The 16055-nt window shown below is 46.7% G+C and carries 19 protein-coding genes; 17 read left to right on the forward strand and 2 right to left on the reverse strand.

The genetic code is table 11. From position 1 onward, the window contains the following. The 12 genes from OKX00_RS04890 to OKX00_RS04945 all read left to right on the forward strand — a co-directional run bounded on the left by OKX00_RS04890 (window position 1) and on the right by OKX00_RS04945 (window position 9894). Window positions 1–960 (forward strand): ABC transporter substrate-binding protein, encoded by a 960-nt coding sequence (locus OKX00_RS04890; protein WP_265409643.1) that lies wholly within the window; start codon window positions 1–3, stop codon window positions 958–960. Continuing rightward, entirely contained in the window at window positions 923–1987 is a 1065-nt protein-coding gene (locus tag OKX00_RS04895) for a FecCD family ABC transporter permease (protein ID WP_256224535.1), read from the forward strand. The genes OKX00_RS04890 and OKX00_RS04895 overlap by 38 nt, the downstream gene beginning before the upstream one ends. After that, window positions 1984–3450, forward strand: a complete 1467-nt coding sequence (locus OKX00_RS04900; protein ID WP_265409644.1) for a heme ABC transporter ATP-binding protein — start codon at window positions 1984–1986, stop codon at window positions 3448–3450. Before OKX00_RS04895 ends, OKX00_RS04900 begins: the two co-directional genes overlap by 4 nt. Then, window positions 3447–4409, forward strand: coding sequence for an adenosylcobinamide-phosphate synthase CbiB (gene cbiB, locus OKX00_RS04905; protein WP_265409645.1), 963 nt, complete (start codon window positions 3447–3449; stop codon window positions 4407–4409). Before OKX00_RS04900 ends, cbiB begins: the two co-directional genes overlap by 4 nt. Continuing rightward, window positions 4384–5463, forward strand: coding sequence for a threonine-phosphate decarboxylase CobD (cobD, locus tag OKX00_RS04910; protein WP_265409646.1), 1080 nt, complete (start codon window positions 4384–4386; stop codon window positions 5461–5463). Before cbiB ends, cobD begins: the two co-directional genes overlap by 26 nt. After that, window positions 5460–6062 carry a bifunctional adenosylcobinamide kinase/adenosylcobinamide-phosphate guanylyltransferase gene (locus tag OKX00_RS04915; RefSeq protein WP_265409647.1) on the forward strand — a complete coding sequence of 201 codons (603 nt, stop codon included), beginning with the start codon at window positions 5460–5462 and terminating at the stop codon, window positions 6060–6062. Before cobD ends, OKX00_RS04915 begins: the two co-directional genes overlap by 4 nt. Further along, complete coding sequence (gene cobS / locus OKX00_RS04920) at window positions 6022–6843, forward strand: adenosylcobinamide-GDP ribazoletransferase (RefSeq protein WP_265409648.1); 822 nt, start codon at window positions 6022–6024, stop codon at window positions 6841–6843. The genes OKX00_RS04915 and cobS overlap by 41 nt, the downstream gene beginning before the upstream one ends. After that, entirely contained in the window at window positions 6795–7457 is a 663-nt protein-coding gene (locus OKX00_RS04925; protein ID WP_265409649.1) for a histidine phosphatase family protein, read from the forward strand. The genes cobS and OKX00_RS04925 overlap by 49 nt, the downstream gene beginning before the upstream one ends. After that, window positions 7382–7810, forward strand: a complete 429-nt coding sequence (locus tag OKX00_RS04930) for a bifunctional adenosylcobinamide kinase/adenosylcobinamide-phosphate guanylyltransferase (RefSeq protein ID WP_265409650.1) — start codon at window positions 7382–7384, stop codon at window positions 7808–7810. The genes OKX00_RS04925 and OKX00_RS04930 overlap by 76 nt, the downstream gene beginning before the upstream one ends. A gap of 306 nt (window positions 7811–8116) precedes the next feature. After that, window positions 8117–8701: a cob(I)yrinic acid a,c-diamide adenosyltransferase gene (locus OKX00_RS04935; protein ID WP_062232641.1), complete on the forward strand. Its 585-nt coding sequence runs from the start codon at window positions 8117–8119 to the stop codon at window positions 8699–8701. Continuing rightward, entirely contained in the window at window positions 8691–9191 is a 501-nt protein-coding gene (locus OKX00_RS04940; protein WP_265409651.1) for an ECF transporter S component, read from the forward strand. The genes OKX00_RS04935 and OKX00_RS04940 overlap by 11 nt, the downstream gene beginning before the upstream one ends. Next, entirely contained in the window at window positions 9175–9894 is a 720-nt protein-coding gene (locus OKX00_RS04945; RefSeq protein ID WP_265409652.1) for an ATPase, read from the forward strand. The genes OKX00_RS04940 and OKX00_RS04945 overlap by 17 nt, the downstream gene beginning before the upstream one ends. A gap of 120 nt (window positions 9895–10014) precedes the next feature. On the opposite strand, the gene OKX00_RS04950 is transcribed toward OKX00_RS04945, so the two are convergent. Both OKX00_RS04950 and OKX00_RS04955 read right to left on the reverse strand, forming a co-directional pair. Then, window positions 10015–10794, reverse strand: coding sequence for an ABC transporter permease (locus tag OKX00_RS04950; protein ID WP_265409653.1), 780 nt, complete (start codon window positions 10792–10794; stop codon window positions 10015–10017). Continuing rightward, the gene (locus OKX00_RS04955; RefSeq protein WP_265409654.1) at window positions 10784–11431 is read right to left on the reverse strand and encodes an ABC transporter ATP-binding protein; all 648 of its coding nucleotides are present in this window, start codon (window positions 11429–11431) and stop codon (window positions 10784–10786) included. Before OKX00_RS04955 ends, OKX00_RS04950 begins: the two co-directional genes overlap by 11 nt. Window positions 11432–11579: 148 nt before the next feature. Between OKX00_RS04955 and secG the strand changes: the two genes are divergently transcribed. The 5 genes from secG (at window position 11580) to rnr (ending at window position 16028) form a co-directional block, all read left to right on the forward strand. Next, complete coding sequence (gene secG / locus OKX00_RS04960) at window positions 11580–11810, forward strand: preprotein translocase subunit SecG (protein ID WP_053357115.1); 231 nt, start codon at window positions 11580–11582, stop codon at window positions 11808–11810. Window positions 11811–12061: 251 nt separating this feature from the next. Further along, window positions 12062–12205: a hypothetical protein gene (locus tag OKX00_RS04965; protein ID WP_265409655.1), complete on the forward strand. Its 144-nt coding sequence runs from the start codon at window positions 12062–12064 to the stop codon at window positions 12203–12205. Between the two features lie 31 nt (window positions 12206–12236). Continuing rightward, window positions 12237–12929: an alpha/beta hydrolase gene (locus OKX00_RS04970; protein WP_265409656.1), complete on the forward strand. Its 693-nt coding sequence runs from the start codon at window positions 12237–12239 to the stop codon at window positions 12927–12929. An 18-nt stretch (window positions 12930–12947) separates the two neighbouring features. Further along, window positions 12948–13700, forward strand: a complete 753-nt coding sequence (locus OKX00_RS04975) for an alpha/beta hydrolase (RefSeq protein WP_256224514.1) — start codon at window positions 12948–12950, stop codon at window positions 13698–13700. A gap of 54 nt (window positions 13701–13754) precedes the next feature. Further along, entirely contained in the window at window positions 13755–16028 is a 2274-nt protein-coding gene (rnr, locus tag OKX00_RS04980) for a ribonuclease R (protein WP_265410473.1), read from the forward strand. Window positions 16029–16055: the final 27 nt, after the last annotated feature.

Raw genomic sequence — 16055 nt, forward strand, 5'->3', positions numbered from 1 at the left:
TTGAAGAAGTTTACACAAATTGCGATGATGCTGATACTCGTAATCGCCATCATTGCGGGTTGTTCGGCTGGAAATCAGTCAACAGACAAAAAGGAAAACGGTGCCAATCAGGCAAAGAGTGAATTTCCCGTAACCATAAAAGATGCGGAGGGCGAGAATGTAAAAATTGATAAGAAACCCAAAAAAATCGTCTCACTCATACCGAGTAATACAGAGGTCGCATTTGCACTTGGCTTGGATAAAGAAATTGTCGGCGTTTCTGACTTTGACAACTATCCAGAAGCAGCTGTGAAAAAGCCTAAAATTGGCGGATTGGATTTTAACGTGGAAAAGATTGTTGGCTTAAAGCCTGATCTCGTCCTTGCTCATGCCTCCAGTGCGAATACTTCCAAGCAGGGAATTGATCAGCTTAAGAATGCCGGCATCAAAGTAATTGTGATCAATGATGCGCAGAACTTTACGGATACATACAGGTCCATCAACATGATCGCTAAAGCAACGGGCACTCAAAAACAAGGTGACAAGATTGTAAAATCCATGAAGGATGATCTGTCAGCGATCAAGGAAAAAGCAAAACAAGTAAAGAAAGAAAAAAAAGTTTGGGTTGAGGTTGCTCCAGCTCCGGAGATTTTTACTGCCGGCAAGGGTACATTCATTGATGAAATGCTGAACGCCATTCATGCCAAAAATGCCGCTGGGGAATTGAAGGGATGGGCCAAGGTATCCGAAGAGCAGCCTGTCAAATACAAACCGGACGCGATCGTCACAACGTACGGCTATTACTCCAAAAAGCCGGTGGAACAGATTATGGCCCGTAAAGCCTGGAAGGACGTTCCTGCGGTAAAAAACAAAGAAATTTATGATGTGCACTCTGATAAGGTGACACGTCCGGGACCTCGATTGATTGAAGGAGTGGAGGAGCTTGCAAAAGCCATCTATCCGGAAGTATACAAAAAGTAAAATCATCGTTTCATATACAGCAGTGTTTCTGCTGTTGGGCTTAGCTGTTGCCTTGGGGATATCGGTAGGTTCTATACCTATCCCCCTTTTTCATGTGGTTCAGATTTTAGGAGCGAAGCTTTTCCACTATCCCGTACCAGCATCCATTGATTCTTCGATTGTTAATATCGTCATGGAGATCCGCTTTCCGCGAGTCGTGCTCGCTATGCTTGTCGGCTGCTCATTGGCGCTGGCGGGAACGGCATTTCAGGGGCTGCTGAAAAATCCTCTGGCCGATCCTTATACGCTGGGTGTTTCATCCGGTTCTGCTTTGGGCGCTGTGGCTGTGCTGTTCTTTGGCATTCAGCTGCCTATACTGGGAAGTTTTACACTTCCGGTGGTGAGCATCATTACCGGCTTTCTTACCCTTGTTGGGGTTATATATTTTGCTCGCCTTGTGCAGCGCAGCCTGTCTGTTGAGACGATTATTTTGGCAGGAATTTTAAGCAGCTCATTTATAGGTGCTGTAACGTCTCTTTTAATCGCTCTGACCGGTGATGAATTAAGGCAGATCATCGGCTGGCTGCTCGGCAGCGTATCCATGAGAGGATGGCCGTATGTTCAGCTCATCGCTCCGTTTTTGGCCGCGGGGCTTTTGATTCTTCTGGCAAGTGCTCGTGAATTAAATGCGCTTTCCTTTGGCCAGCAGGATGCAAAAACCATTGGTGTTGACGTAAAAAAACATACGTCACTCGTACTGTTCGGGGCCTCGCTACTGACGGGATCTGCAGTAGCGGTGTCAGGCACCATCGGGTTTGTCGGCCTTGTCATCCCCCACATGGCCCGCATGATATGGGGAGTAGATCATCGCCATCTGCTGCCGCTGTCCACGCTTCTGGGCGGGGTGTTTCTCGTTCTGGTTGATCTCATCGCCCGAACGATCATCGCGCCGACGGAGCTGCCGATCGGTGTCTTGACAGCGATTATCGGAAGTCCGATCTTTGCCTTAATCTTTATTCGCTATCGCCGAAAGAAGGTGACCACATGATCCAGATCCAGCAGCTTACTGGAGGATATGACGGAAAGCCCGTCGTAAAAGATCTTTCTTTTTCCATCGAAAGAGGAAAAATAACCGGCATCATCGGACCAAACGGGAGCGGAAAGACCACTCTCATGAAAATGATGAATGGAATGCTTTCCCCGCAATCCGGTGAGGTTCTTATAAAAGGAAAGCCGATCAGCAGCTACTCTGCAAAAGAATTGGCAAAAATTATTGCTGTTCTTCCTCAGCATGCGGAAAGCTCATTTGATTTTACCGTCCGCGAAGTGGTGGCGCTCGGCCGGTATCCCTTTTACAGAGGATTGCTGAAACAATCATCGCCGAAGGATGAAGAGATGGTCCAGCGATCCATGGAGTTTACTGGCGTTCAGCATTTTGCGGAGAAAAGCATTCAATCCCTAAGCGGCGGGGAACGGCAGCGGGTTCTTTTAGCTAAGGCGCTTGCGCAGGAACCGGAGATTCTGCTGCTCGATGAACCGACAAACCATCTTGATCTTTCCTATCAAATGAAACTCATGGACTTGCTGAAAGATTGGGTGCAGGGCTGCCAGTTGACGGTTGTTGCCATACTGCATGATTTGAATATTGCCAGTCTGTACTGTGACCAGGTTCTTCTTCTCGATGACGGAAAGGAGAAGGCGGTCGGAAAGCCTGGTGACATTATGGACAGCATCCTGCTGGAAGGTGTTTATGATACGAAGCTGAGCAGACAGGAGCATCCGCAGAAGCCGAAGCCTCTGATCGCGCTGGTGCCAGGTGAACGTGAGGAAAAAAAGAAAATAGAAGATATTGAGCTTCAAACCACAAGTGAAGCGATGGTGTTCCGAAGCCCCTATTTTTTAAAAACGATGTCTTCTGCCCTGATCGGCGGAGGGTTCTGCTGGGCGAATACGTTTGTTAACCGTCATGTGGATAAAAACTACAATTATGACGATGCACATTCTGAATATGAAGCGTATCTGCACTCCCTTCCTGTCAACCCCAACGAGACCATTGGAATGATGACAGCAGCAAGGCTTGAGGATGCAGGTATGGTATCCGTAGAAAAAGAAGGAATCAAAATCCTTGCTGCAGCAACAGCAGGAACATCCAATGCGGTAGATGCTGCACAATCGTGGCAGCGGAAGGATGATACTGTGGCGATTGGTACGATTAACATCTGGCTCTTTATTGAGGGAGAGCTAACCGATGAGGCATTTGTTCAGGCGATGATGACAGCGACAGAAGCAAAGTCGAGCGCTCTCAGAGACTATGGAATTAAAGATCCTATTACTGGAACGATTGCTACAGGCACTTCGACGGACAGCCTTTGCATCGCATCGACCCAGGAAGGAGAAAGAATGAGGTACGCTGGTACGATTACACCGATTGGAAAAGCGATTGGCCATACGGTCTATCAGACGGTGGGAAAAGCGATCGAAAACTGTAGAAAGAGAATGGCGCAAACATGATCATTGCTCTTCATTTATTATCCCTTATACTCGCTTTGATCATCGACCAGCTCATCGGAGACCCTCGCTGGCTGCCGCATCCGGTAAGAGGTTTTGGCAAAGTGATTTCTCTTATGGACCAGGCACTTAACCGCGGAAGCTGGAAAAAGCTGAAGGGTTTGATCATGCTTTTTATTCTTCTTTCTATTACACTAGTGCTAACTTTTATCATCGTACGGTATGCTTATTCCATCCACCTTGCGTTAGGGATATTCATAGAATCTGTGCTCATCTCAACAACCATTGCAGCTAGAGGGCTTAAAGAAGCAGGATTATCTGTCTATACCCCCCTTCTTCGCGGTGATCTGGAAGAGGCTCGAAAAAAATTAAGCTGGATTGTCGGAAGAGATACAGAACATCTGCCGCATTCTGAGATTGTAAGAGGGACAGTGGAGACAGTTGCCGAAAATACGAGCGACGGGGTAACCGCACCGCTTTTCTTTGCTTTTATTGGAGGAGCACCACTTGCCTTGCTGTACCGGGCAGTAAATACCTGTGATTCCATGGTAGGCTACAAGAATGAGAGATATAAAGACTTTGGCTGGGCATCTGCCCGGCTTGATGATCTATTAAATTACGTGCCAGCCCGGCTAACTGCGCTTCTTATGGCTGCAGGAGGGCTGAGGGGAAAACGGTTTACCTTATCGTGGCTGAAGGAACAGGCAAGGAACCATCCGAGCCCGAACAGCGGATGGGGTGAAGCGGCAGTCGCGGGAATTCTCGGCATACGGCTTGGAGGCACGAATTATTATAAAGGCCAGGTCTCCTATCGCCCGTTCATCGGCCGTCAGACCTACAGCCTGAAAGCTATACATATAGAAAGAACAATAGCCATCATGCAGCGTGCTGTCATGTGGTTTACGATCGTTTTAATCGCAGCGGGAGGGATGTGTATTGTTGCTGCCCAATCATGGAGCTAATCCGCAGCTATTGGCCAATTCCTTGAAGATCAGCCTGGATGAAAACAGCATTGATTTTAGTGTGAATGTAAATCCGTATCCTGCACTAAGAAGAATGAAGGATATGTGGTCCAGCCTTTATGAAGATATTCTGCAGTATCCCGATCCCTTTGCTGAGCCGTTCGTTCAATTCGTGTCTGAAAAAGAAGGGCTGAATGCAGACCAGATCCTCGCAGGGAACGGGGCTGCTGAACTGATTTTTCTCATTGCTCAAGCCTATCGGGGCTCGAACGTACTGATTGCAGCACCTGCTTTCTCAGAATACGAGGATGCGTGTGAGGTGAACGATTGTAATGTGGACTTCTATGTTACCCGAAAAGAGAAAGGCTGGAAGCCGGATCTCCAAGAGCTGAATGAGAAACTCCACGGGAAACAGCTTTGTTTCCTTTGCAACCCGAACAATCCGACAGGAACAGTAATGGAATTGAACACTTTGGAAGCTATCATTGTTTTGTGCGAATGCCACCATGTTACACTCGTCGTGGATGAAGCGTTTGTTCACTTTTTAGAAAAGCCCGTATCCGCCGTTCACTTGATGAAAAAGTATTCCAACCTGATCGTCCTGCGGTCATTGACGAAGATGTTTCACTTGCCGGGACTTCGGTTAGGGTATGCCATGTCATCCAAAGAACAGATCGAAAAATTAAGGAGATTTCAGCCTCCCTGGAGTGTGAACGGTCCTGCTCAAAAGCTAGGTATACTCTGTTTGGAACAAGAAGAATGTGCAGATGAAATTGCTATGAAAACAGCAGTTGAGCGAGAGCGGATTTTTCCGATCCTCGACAAGCTTGGATTTGAAACCTCTCCTTCTACCGTTAACTATTACTTGTTAAGGGAGAGTGGAGAAGAAAATGTTCAGCTTGCTCTCATTAAATATTTAATGATAAAAGGGATGATCGTCAGGCATACGTTTAATTTTAGAGGGCTGGACGGCCATTATATCCGCCTCGCCATTCGAACTCCAGAGGAGAATGACCGCTTATTGGCTGCACTTGAAGGGTGGAAAGCGAGATGATGATCTTTATTACCGGAGGGGTCAGAAGCGGGAAAAGCTCATTTGCCGAAATGTCCGCCGTTTATCATGGAAAGAATGAGAAACCGCTTCACTATATTGCAACGAACGAACATCAGGATGGGGAGATGAGTGAGCGGATCGCCAAGCACCAGGCGGATCGTCTGAACAGCGGGTATAGCTGGAGGGCGTGGGAACAGCCAAAAAACATTCATGAACTGATAAATGAATATAAAAAAAAGGATGTCATTCTCTTGGACTGCTTGACCAATCTTGTCAGCAATGAGCTGTTTGACGGCTGGAAAGAAAATAACAACCAGTGGAGAAATGAAATGTTCCGATCAGAAGTATTCCGCAAGATCATGGATGGATTAAGAATGATTGAAAAAAGCAGCGCAGCACTCATCGTCGTATCAAACGAAGTGTTCCAGGACTTGCCTTCTATTGATGAAGGGACCTTCTATTTTATGAAGATGATGGGGGAGCTTCATCAGCAGATTGTCTCTGAAGCGCATTGGGTGTACCAGGTTGAACTGGGCATTCCCATTTTGAGGAAGGGGTATGATGCAGTTGAAAAACAATGCACCTCCTGTCCGGTTTAATGCCTTATACGGTTTTGGCCTGGCTCTTCAGTTCTTAACCGCATTGCCGATCCGCACTTCGTTTCCATGGACAAAAGAAACGAGCAGGTGGAGTGTGTACTGGTATCCAGCTGTCGGGCTGCTTCTCGGTGGATTGGCTTCTGTTCAGGCTCATTTCCTGGCGCAGCAAAACGTTATCCCGGTGTCGATGACGAGCTTTTATCTGTTCTGCTTCTCGATCGTTTTGACAGGCGGTTTGCATCTCGATGGGTGGATGGATTGCAGTGATGCCTACTTCTCATACGGCGATAAAGAAAAAAGGCTGCAGATTATGAAGGATCCCAGGACTGGAGCATTCGGTGTATTGTCTGTTCTTTTTCTATTGAGCTGGCGGTTTCTTTTTATCTATGAAACAGTGAAAATGGTTCCGCAGCACGTTTGGCTGCTGTTTCTGCTCATTCCTTTCTTCGGCCGAACCAGCATGGGAAGCCTGCTGGTTTCAGCTCCTCTTGCCAGGGAGGAAGGTATGGCTTTTGCCATGAAGCAGAACTTTTCAGGCAGAGCCTTTGCTTTTTATGCGATCTATCTCCTGATGGCAGGGATTGGAGCATACCTTACAGGAGCGATTCTTCTGTTTATGAGCTTGTTCCTTTTAGGCTCAGCCTTATTTTTCTTAAGTAAAACGTTCTTTCTCCGCCAGTTTGGAGGGATTACGGGAGACACCCTAGGCGCACTTTCGGAAGGGATGGAAACATGGCTATGGTTCGGAGGCTGGCTGTTACTCTCCTTCGCCACGGTCTGACGGAGGAAAATAAACAAAAGAAATATATCGGGTATTGTGATCCCCCCTTATGTGAAGAGGGGCGGATTGAGCTATACAGATTACATAGAAATAAAGGGTATCCCGAGCCGGGTGCTATCCTTGCAAGTGATAGAATGCGATGTGTAGAGACCGCTGAGGTTCTTTTCCCGGAGAATAAGGTGCAGATCAGTCCTGCACTTCGGGAGATGCATTTTGGGGAATGGGAAAGAAAAACGTACGGCGATCTTTGCGGAATTCAACGTTACCGGGACTGGATTGATGATCCTATTGGAGTCTGTCCTCCAGGAGGAGAGAGCTATCAAGATTTTGAAAATCGCGTTCGCGGTGCCTGGCACCGTGAGATTTGGCCGTCGGCGGAAGAGAGCGGCCATGTAATCGTTGTTACTCATGGAGGCCCAATCCGTTATTTATTGTCAGAGTTTGCTCCGGAACGAAGAGAAATGTGGGCATGGCCGGTCTCACATGGCAAAGGATACACCCTTTACTGGAATGAGACCAAAGGGAGGTTGAAAAAACGATGCACTTTGTTACAGGAGGCGCCTTTCACGGAAAAGCCAAATGGGTGCAGCAGCACTATTCTGCCTCAAGGATAGATGAAGGCTGGTTCAATGGCTATGAGAAGGCTGGCTGGAAAACGGATGATTTTACAACTTCACGCGTCGTTCTTGAAGGATTGGAGCAGATAGTGAAGAAGGTTTTAGAGGAGAACGAAAGCGGCGGAAGAGCAGCTCTTCAAAAGAAGCTTCAGACCTGGCTTGCTTGGGAGGCTTCCGAACCCGGTCGATGTCTTGTTCTGATCGGAACAGACATCGGTAAAGGAATTGTTCCAATGGAAAAGGAAAATAGATTATGGCGGGATGTGACCGGCTGGTTTTATCAGGATGTAGTCATGGCCGCTGAGAGAGTCGATATCATCTGGTATGGGCTGCCCCAGACTTTAAAATAGGCTCTTTTCTAAAAGATTGTTGCTTTGAGAACCTTATTGTAAAGAGCCTTCTTTGACAAGTTGATTGAAGTGCAAGGTGCGAGACTCTGCGAGAGGAGCGGGACAGGTGAGACGCTGGCGCCTGCGCCGAGAAAGTAGGCGCTGGTGCCGGTAAAGTAGGCGCTGGCGCCGGTAAGGCTCCCCGCACGCCCCGCGAAAGTAGGCGTTTATGCCGGTAAAAGCGAGCAGCCTGAAACGGAAATCAACCACTCCCAAGAGCAGCAAAGGTTACGAAAACAGCCTTAAAATAATAAGGAGATGATCACGATGAAGTTATACACGCGTACAGGAGATGAAGGGAAGACAAGTGTGATTGGAGGAAGGCTCGATAAAAACCATATCAGGGTTAAAGCCTACGGTACTCTGGATGAATTGAACAGTTTTGTCGGCCTGGCGGTTACCAAGCTGCAGGACGCCAAGTTCGATGATATTCGCAATGAACTGGTAAAGATTCAGCATGAGCTTTTTGACTGCGGCGGAGATCTGTCTTCAGTGAAAAAGGACTATCCTTATAAAGCGCACGCGGATATGATCACGTTCTTGGAAGAGCGAATCGACGAGTACATTAAAGAAGCGCCGGAGCTGGAGCGTTTTATTCTGCCAGGCGGGTCTGAAGCTTCGTCCGCTATTCATGTATGCCGTACGGTGGCAAGACGCGGAGAACGTGAAATCGTTGAATTGAAGCAGGATAATGAGATCAACCCGGTTGTTTTAAAGTATGTGAACAGACTATCTGATTACTTTTTTGCCATCGCCCGTGTCATCAATTTCCGTGCCGGTGTCAATGATGTGGAATACGAGCGGAGTGCCATTGTTTTCCGCGGAGGAAAACGCAAAGCTGATGCTGAATAGAAAATTCACCATATTTATCGCTTTCCTCTCCTTGTCTGTGGCCGGTTCTTTTATTAAGATTCCAGCTACTGTCGGAAGTGTGGCTTTTGATTCCATGCCGGCACTGGCCGCCGGAGCACTGATGTCTCCTCTTGCAGGAATGGCTGTTGGCTGTATAGGGCATCTCATGTCTGCCGGTCTATCTGGTTTTCCGCTGGGGCCCCTTCATCTTCTCATCGCTGTTCAGATGGGCCTGCTAAGCTTTTGTTTTGGAATCCTCTATCGGCGGAATTTCAAGATGGCAGCCATCCTGGTCTTTATTGTAGGAAACGGCATTGCGGCACCGCTTTGTTTTTGGCCGGTACTCGGAAAAGCTGCGGTCCTTGCTTTTATCCCTGGATTAGTTGTGGCAGCAGTGCTTAACGGGGTGGCAGCTCACCTGCTCATTCCAAGGCTGAGGCCTGTCTTTGACCGATCAAACGTAAGGATAAATAATGAAAACAAATCGTGATGTAACGTTATTGGAGTTGGGTTCAGATGAATACATTGTGATGGCAGCCGATAATTCTGGAGCGATTGGAAACCTTCCTTTGGATACAGTGCACGTTCCTTATTCTATCGTAGCGGCTTTCGGTGCCCGAGTCTGTGTTATGGAAGTGATGGCGGCCGGAGCAGTGCCGTTTTCCTTTCTCATTCATTCTTTCAATGGGGAAGAAGCGTGGACGGAGCTTGTAAGGGGTGTGGAAAAGACGTTTGCTGAGCTGGATTTAAAAAGTGTAGAGATTACGGGAAGTACGGAAAGCAACATGAAGATGCTGCAGTCTGCTTCTTCTTTTACGATGATCGGCAAAGCAAATCAAGCGGCACTTCGGTTGAACTGTACTCCTCCACATGCAAAATATGCAGTCATCGGTGTACCGCTAGTGGGTGAAGAGGTCGTTTCCCGCCAAAATGAAGTTCTTCCCCTAACCCTTTTCAGCACTCTTCTAAAAACAGAAGGTATTTATGAAGTTCTTCCGGTCGGCTCGAAAGGCATCTCACACGAGCTGGAAATCTTAACAAGCAGTTCAAGAAGGTTAACATGCAGCCTGCCGATGGATAAGTCAGCAGGCCCTTCAACATGTGCGCTGATCAGTTATGAGCCTGAGTATTCTGCCAGCATCCAAAAGCTTTGCGGGAGGCATTTCTACGAGCTTACAGAAGCCGGATTGTAAATAGACTTACATAGGAGTGGTTGATTTCCGTTTCAGGCTGCTCGCTTTTACCGGCATAAACGCCTACTTTCGCGGGGCGTGCGCTGAACCTTACCGGCGCGAGCGCACCGAAAATATAACCTATTTCAATTGCGCCCGTTCATTAAAAAACGTGCGGTAGCCGTACTGGACGAAGATAATGACACTGAAAGCAACAGAGCCTGCGATGCCAAGCATGATGGCGATCTGGTATTCGATCGCGGTGATCGGAGAGATGCCGGACAAAATCTGCCCGGTCATCATTCCCGGCAGAAATACGATTCCCATCCCGACCATGGAGTTGATGGTAGGCAGAATAGCGGAATCAAACGCCCGATCCACAAGTTCTTTAGTGGCGGCCTTTGGGGAAGCACCTAGCATAAGAGCCGCCTCCACCATATGTTTTTGTTTCTCCATACCTTCTACTAAATGATTGACTCCAAGCGTTACGCCTGTCATCGCATTTCCGATGATCATTCCGGCAATAGGTATCACATATCTGGGTTCATACCACGGAGAGAACTGGATGACCACATAATTGAAAAACAACAGACTGATGAGAGTTCCGATGGTCATTGAGAGAGCGACAACCTTTTTCAAAGCTGGAGACAGTTCTTGTTTTATTCGTTTAAAGACGTTATAGACCGCAAAACCTTCCATAAGAACGAGAATGAGCACCGTTAATGCAGGGTGAGGATGCTTGAACAAATAAGTGAGAACATAACCGGCTAACACAAGCTGGATCGTCATCCGCAACGTACCGATCACTATTTCTTTTTCCCTCGCTATTCCTCTCCACTTTACAATGACTGTTAAAATGACAATGAACAGGTAAGCGGAAAGAAGCTGCCATAATGAGATATCAATAATCTTATCCTTCATGCTCCACGCCCCTATTCTTTTGATTGATGTTTTCTAGCTGAATATTTACATCCGCATAATGCTCTGCAATTCGTTTGGAGTGGGTAACCATGACGACCGTTTTTTGTTTTTCCTTGGATTTACGCAAAAAGGAAGAGATGACATCATCCGCTGTTTCGTCATCCAAAGCAGAAGAAGGCTCATCGAGCAGATAGGCTTCCGCATCCATTAAGAGCACACGTGCGAGAGCAAGGCGCTGCTTCTCTCCTCCAGAAAGGTCTCCGGCTTTAGTTTCCAATGTTTTTTTTAGGTAAACCGTATGTAAGGATTCTTCTAGTTCAGCATCTGCTGGCAGGGGTTTCTCTGAAAAGGAAAGACCTGCTGTCAGGTTATCTTTTACCGTTCCGGGAAAAATCGCAGGCATCTGCTGAAGCATGACGACATTTCTCCGATGAAGAACAGGATTCAGGGCTGCCACATCCTCTCCCTTGTACAGGACGTTTCCTCCATCCGGTGAAATCAAGTGGTTCAGCATTTTTAAAAGGGTAGTCTTTCCGCTTCCGCTCTCACCGGTAATAATGCTTACTTTGCCTTCTTCAATAGATAATTCCTGAAAAGCTAGAATATCTTTATAGACGATTTCTATCAATTCAAACATGGGCTCAGTCCTCCTCTGTTCTTATTTGAAACTATTCCCAAAAACTCTTTATGCTATCATGGATAAAATAGCTTGAACACATTGCCTAGAGAACAGCTCGTATGGTACATTAAAGATAAGTGTAATGTTGTTCGTGGAGGTGTGACAAATGGAAACAGCTGCAACAATTTTATTGGTGATCGTTTCAATCGCCCTTATCGTAGTCGTCGTTCTTCAATCTGGCCGTTCGGCAGGATTATCCGGAGCGATTACGGGTGGTGCGGAGCAATTATTCGGAAAGCAAAAAGCCCGCGGAATGGAAGCCGTGCTAAGCAGAATGACTGTGATCTTAGCTGCTTTGTTCTTTCTATTGGCGATTGCCGTAGCTTATTTTATTTAATGATACCTTAACAGCAGGTGAATTTTCACTTGCTGTTTTTATTTTTGGCAGTTTTCGTAACCTTTGTTGCTCTTAGGAGTGGTTGATTACCGTTTCAGGATGCTCGCTTTTACCGGCATAAACGCCTACTTTCTCGGCGCAGGCGCCTGTGGGTCTCACCTGTCCCGCTTCCCCCGCAGGACAAGTAAGGCTTCGGCAGCGTTATATCGTACGAAGAAAATGTGAAATTCATTTTCGAGGAGTCTCGCCCCTTGCACTCCAATCAACTTGTCAATGAAGCTCTTTTACAAAAAGGTTCCCAAAGCAACAATCTTTTAGAAAAGAGCCTTCTTTTTCAGCCAGCGTATACCGAGCTTTTTCCAGGTGCCGTATGGTATGATTTTTTACGGGCATAAAAGGGTAACTTAACTTAAAAAAGGTGATTGTATGATTGGCTGTCTATGTTTGCATGGATTTACCGGCAGTCCGTATGAAGTCCAGCCAGTTACGGATTATTTAAGAGAACATACCGACTGGCTCCTGTCTGTCCCCACCTATCCTGGGCACGGGGAAGAGCTCAAGCTTAGAGGGATTACACACAAGCTTTGGATCGATGAAGCAGAAAGCGCTTTTCTGGAATTGAGAAAGAAAAGCGATACCGTTTATATACTCGGATTTTCCATGGGCGGCATGATCGGGGGATATCTTGCTTCAAAGTATGGATGCGACAAACTGATCCTGCTGAGTGCAAGCGCCTATTATATGAATCCATCACAAATGGTGAAAGATATAAAAGAGATGGTTGTGAAGGGGATGCAAGGGAATTTAAAAGACGATGAGCTTTACCAGCGCTATCGTAAAAAGTTTTTGGAGACACCGCTTCGTGCAGCGTTTGAGTTCCGCAAGCTGGTCAAAACGTTGAAGCCATCCTTTCAAACGATTCATGCTCCAACGTTAATCGTTCAAGGCGAAAGTGACGGCCTTGTGCCAAGAAAAAGTGCGGAATACTTATATAAAACCATACCTGCACAGAAGAAAAAGATTTGCTATCTGAAAGAATCGAAGCATATGATCTGCCATGATGTAGAGCAAGATCAGCTTATTGAGGAAGTCTTTCAATTTTTAATGGAACAATCGTAATAAGGGAGAGAAGACATCATGATGAAAATAACAGCACCTAAACCATTTATGTTTGAAGCGGGAAAGCGGGCGGTATTATTATTACATGGATTTACCGGCAGTTCTGCGGATGTCAGGATGCTTGGCCGCTATTTGCAGAAAAAGGGTTATACATCCCACGCGCCGCAATATAAAGGGCATGGTGTCCCGCCGGAAGAACTCGTACATACAGGCCCATCTGACTGGTGGAGCGATGTGATGAAAGGATTTAATCATTTAAAAGAAAGCGGCTACAAAGAAATTGCCGTGTGCGGATTGTCACTAGGCGGCGTTTTCTCGTTAAAGCTGGCGACGGAACAGCCGGTAAAAGGTGTCATTCCAATGTGTGCTCCTATGCATATTAAGAGTGAGGAAACGATGTACAAAGGGGTACTTGCCTACGCTCGCGAATACAAAAGCAGGGAGAATAAAACACAGGAACAGATCGATCAGGAGATGGAAGCGTTCAAAAGCACGCCGATGAATACATTGAAGGCGCTGCAGGATCTGCTCGGAGAAGTAAGAAATTCCATTGATATGGTATACGCACCTGCCTTTGTGGTACAGGCTAGACATGATGAAATGATTAATACAGAATCAGCGAATATTATTTACAATGAAGTAGAAAGCGATCTGAAAGATTTAAAATGGTACGAACATTCAACCCATGTGATCACACTGGGAAAAGAAAAGGAACAGCTTCACGAAGATGTTTTCAATTTCTTGGAGAAGCTCGACTGGTCCGTGGAATAAGCTTTTTGCCTTAAAGGAGGAAAATTTGTGGATAAACAGCAATTGCTAGCGTTTATGAAAGAAGAAGCCTATAAACCGCTCACCGTTCAGGAACTGGAGGATTCGTATGGTTTTCAGGAGGCTGAGGATTTTAAAGATCTCGTCCGCACGCTGAATGAAATGGAAGAGGAAGGCCTTGTCGTCAGAACGAGAACAAACCGATACGGTCTGCCGGATAAAATGAACCTTGTCCGTGGAAAGGTGCAGGCCCACGCCAAAGGGTTTGCCTTTGTTATTCCGGAAACGGGAGAAGGGAAAGACGTTTATGTTTCCCAAACCGATATGGGCAGCGCGATGAACAATGATGTCGTACTTGTTCGATTAAATACGAATTCAAAAGGATCACATCCGGAAGGTACGATTATCCGGATTCTTGAACGCGGAGTCACAGAAACGGTAGGAACCTTCCAGGAAAGCCGCAGTTTTGGCTTTGTGGTGGCTGACGACAAACGAATTCCAAACGATATTTTCATCCCTGCGGATGGCGTTAACGGAGCGGTTGAGGGACACAAGGTCGTTGTCAAAATAACGAAATATCCGGAAGGACGGAACAGCGCTGAAGGAGAAGTTATTCACATTCTTGGCCATAAGAATGACCCTGGAGTGGATATTCTTTCGGTTATTTTTAAGCACAGCCTGCCTCGTGAATTTCCGGAAGCTGCGCTTGAACAGGCGAACAGCGTTCCTGACACGATCGATCCGGCAGACATCGAAGGGCGGCGTGACCTTCGAGAGGAAACCATTGTTACAATTGACGGAGAAGACGCGAAAGACCTCGATGATGCCGTTAATGTCATCAAACTGGATAACGGCAACTACAAGCTCGGTGTTCATATCGCGGACGTCAGCCATTATGTTACGGAAGGTTCACCGATCGATGAAGAAGCCCTTGAACGCGGAACAAGCGTGTATTTGGTGGACCGTGTAATCCCGATGATTCCGCATCGATTGTCTAACGGAATCTGTTCCTTGAATCCGCGCGTGGACCGCTTAACATTATCCTGTGAGATGGAGATCACGCCAAAAGGGGAAGTCATCAAGCATGAAATTTTCCCGAGTGTTATCCGCACCGTTGAACGCATGACGTATACAAACGTCAGGAAAATTCTTCAGGAGGAAGATGAAGAAGTATTAAAACGCTATGAGCCGCTGATCCCGTTTTTCAAAGGGATGGGTGAGCTTGCTGAAATTCTTAGGAAGCGCCGGTTCAAGAGAGGTGCCATCGACTTTGATTTTGCTGAAGCAAAAGTACTGGTGAACGAAAACAGTGAGCCGCAGGATGTTGTTCTTCGGGAACGTTCCGTGGCAGAGCGTCTGATCGAGGAATTCATGCTTTGTGCGAATGAAACCGTTGCTCAGCATTTTCATAAAGCAGAATTGCCGTTCATGTACCGGATCCATGAAGACCCGGATGCAGAGAAGCTTTCGCGGTTCCTGGAGTTCATCGCTATGTTTGGCTATGTTTTAAAAGATGCGGTTACCGAAGTCCATCCGCTTGCACTTCAAAAACTCCTTGAGGAAGTAAAAGGCGAGCCGGAAGAAATGGTGATCAGCAAAATTATGCTGCGATCCATGAAACAGGCAAAATACTTTCCTGAGAGCCTTGGGCACTATGGATTGGCAACCGAATTCTACACTCACTTTACATCGCCGATCCGCCGGTATCCCGACTTGATCGTCCATCGCTTAATCCGAACCTATCTTATTAATAAGAAAACAGATCCGGCAACGATAGGGAAGTGGACCGCACAGCTCGAGAAGATCGCGAAACATGCGTCAGAAATGGAACGCCGTGCCGTAGATGCTGAACGTGAGACGGATGATTTGAAAAAAGCTGAATTCATGCAGGATAAAATCGGTGAAGAATACGATGGAGTTATCAGCTCCGTGACAAACTTTGGTTTGTTCGTAGAGCTTCCGAATACCATAGAAGGCCTCGTCCATGTGAGCTATCTGGCGGATGATTATTACCATTATGATGAAAAGCATATGGCGATGATCGGAGAACGCACAGGGAATGTGTTCAGAATTGGTGATGAAATCTCAGTTCGCGTCATTAACGTTAACCTGGATGAACGCGCGATCGATTTTGAAATCGTCGGCATGAAAGGCACACCAAGAAAACGGGGCAAAGACCGTCCGAAAGTGATTGAAGGCGGTGCACGAAAACGGAAAACACGCCGTCCGGAAAACGAACGCGGAGATAAAGGCGGCTCTACAAAAGGCAAGAAAAAGCCGTTCTACAAAGGGAACATAACGAAAAAGAAAAAGAAAAACAAAAAGAGGTAAAAGCTAGGGCGGGAAACGTTTTTGTGA

This window comes from Fictibacillus sp. KU28468 (genome assembly GCF_026153615.1).
GTDB classification, from domain to species: Bacteria; Bacillota; Bacilli; order Bacillales; family Fictibacillaceae; genus Fictibacillus_C; species Fictibacillus_C marinisediminis.

Excerpts from the sequence above, each read along its gene's own strand:
- OKX00_RS04900 (WP_265409644.1), top strand. The coding sequence starts at position 1,984 with ATGATCCAGATCCAGCAGCTTACTGGAGGATATGACGGAAAGCCCGTC.
- cbiB (WP_265409645.1), top strand. The coding sequence starts at position 3,447 with ATGATCATTGCTCTTCATTTATTATCCCTTATACTCGCTTTGATCATC.
- OKX00_RS04915 (WP_265409647.1), top strand. The coding sequence starts at position 5,460 with ATGATGATCTTTATTACCGGAGGGGTCAGAAGCGGGAAAAGCTCATTT.
- cobS (WP_265409648.1), top strand. The coding sequence starts at position 6,022 with ATGATGCAGTTGAAAAACAATGCACCTCCTGTCCGGTTTAATGCCTTA.
- OKX00_RS04925 (WP_265409649.1), top strand. The coding sequence starts at position 6,795 with ATGGCTATGGTTCGGAGGCTGGCTGTTACTCTCCTTCGCCACGGTCTG.
- OKX00_RS04930 (WP_265409650.1), top strand. The coding sequence starts at position 7,382 with ATGCACTTTGTTACAGGAGGCGCCTTTCACGGAAAAGCCAAATGGGTG.
- OKX00_RS04935 (WP_062232641.1), top strand. The coding sequence starts at position 8,117 with ATGAAGTTATACACGCGTACAGGAGATGAAGGGAAGACAAGTGTGATT.
- OKX00_RS04940 (WP_265409651.1), top strand. The coding sequence starts at position 8,691 with ATGCTGAATAGAAAATTCACCATATTTATCGCTTTCCTCTCCTTGTCT.
- OKX00_RS04945 (WP_265409652.1), top strand. The coding sequence starts at position 9,175 with ATGAAAACAAATCGTGATGTAACGTTATTGGAGTTGGGTTCAGATGAA.
- OKX00_RS04950 (WP_265409653.1), bottom strand. The coding sequence starts at position 10,794 with ATGAAGGATAAGATTATTGATATCTCATTATGGCAGCTTCTTTCCGCT.
- OKX00_RS04955 (WP_265409654.1), bottom strand. The coding sequence starts at position 11,431 with ATGTTTGAATTGATAGAAATCGTCTATAAAGATATTCTAGCTTTTCAG.
- secG (WP_053357115.1), top strand. The coding sequence starts at position 11,580 with ATGGAAACAGCTGCAACAATTTTATTGGTGATCGTTTCAATCGCCCTT.
- OKX00_RS04970 (WP_265409656.1), top strand. The coding sequence starts at position 12,237 with ATGATTGGCTGTCTATGTTTGCATGGATTTACCGGCAGTCCGTATGAA.
- OKX00_RS04975 (WP_256224514.1), top strand. The coding sequence starts at position 12,948 with ATGATGAAAATAACAGCACCTAAACCATTTATGTTTGAAGCGGGAAAG.
- rnr (WP_265410473.1), top strand. The coding sequence starts at position 13,755 with ATGAAAGAAGAAGCCTATAAACCGCTCACCGTTCAGGAACTGGAGGAT.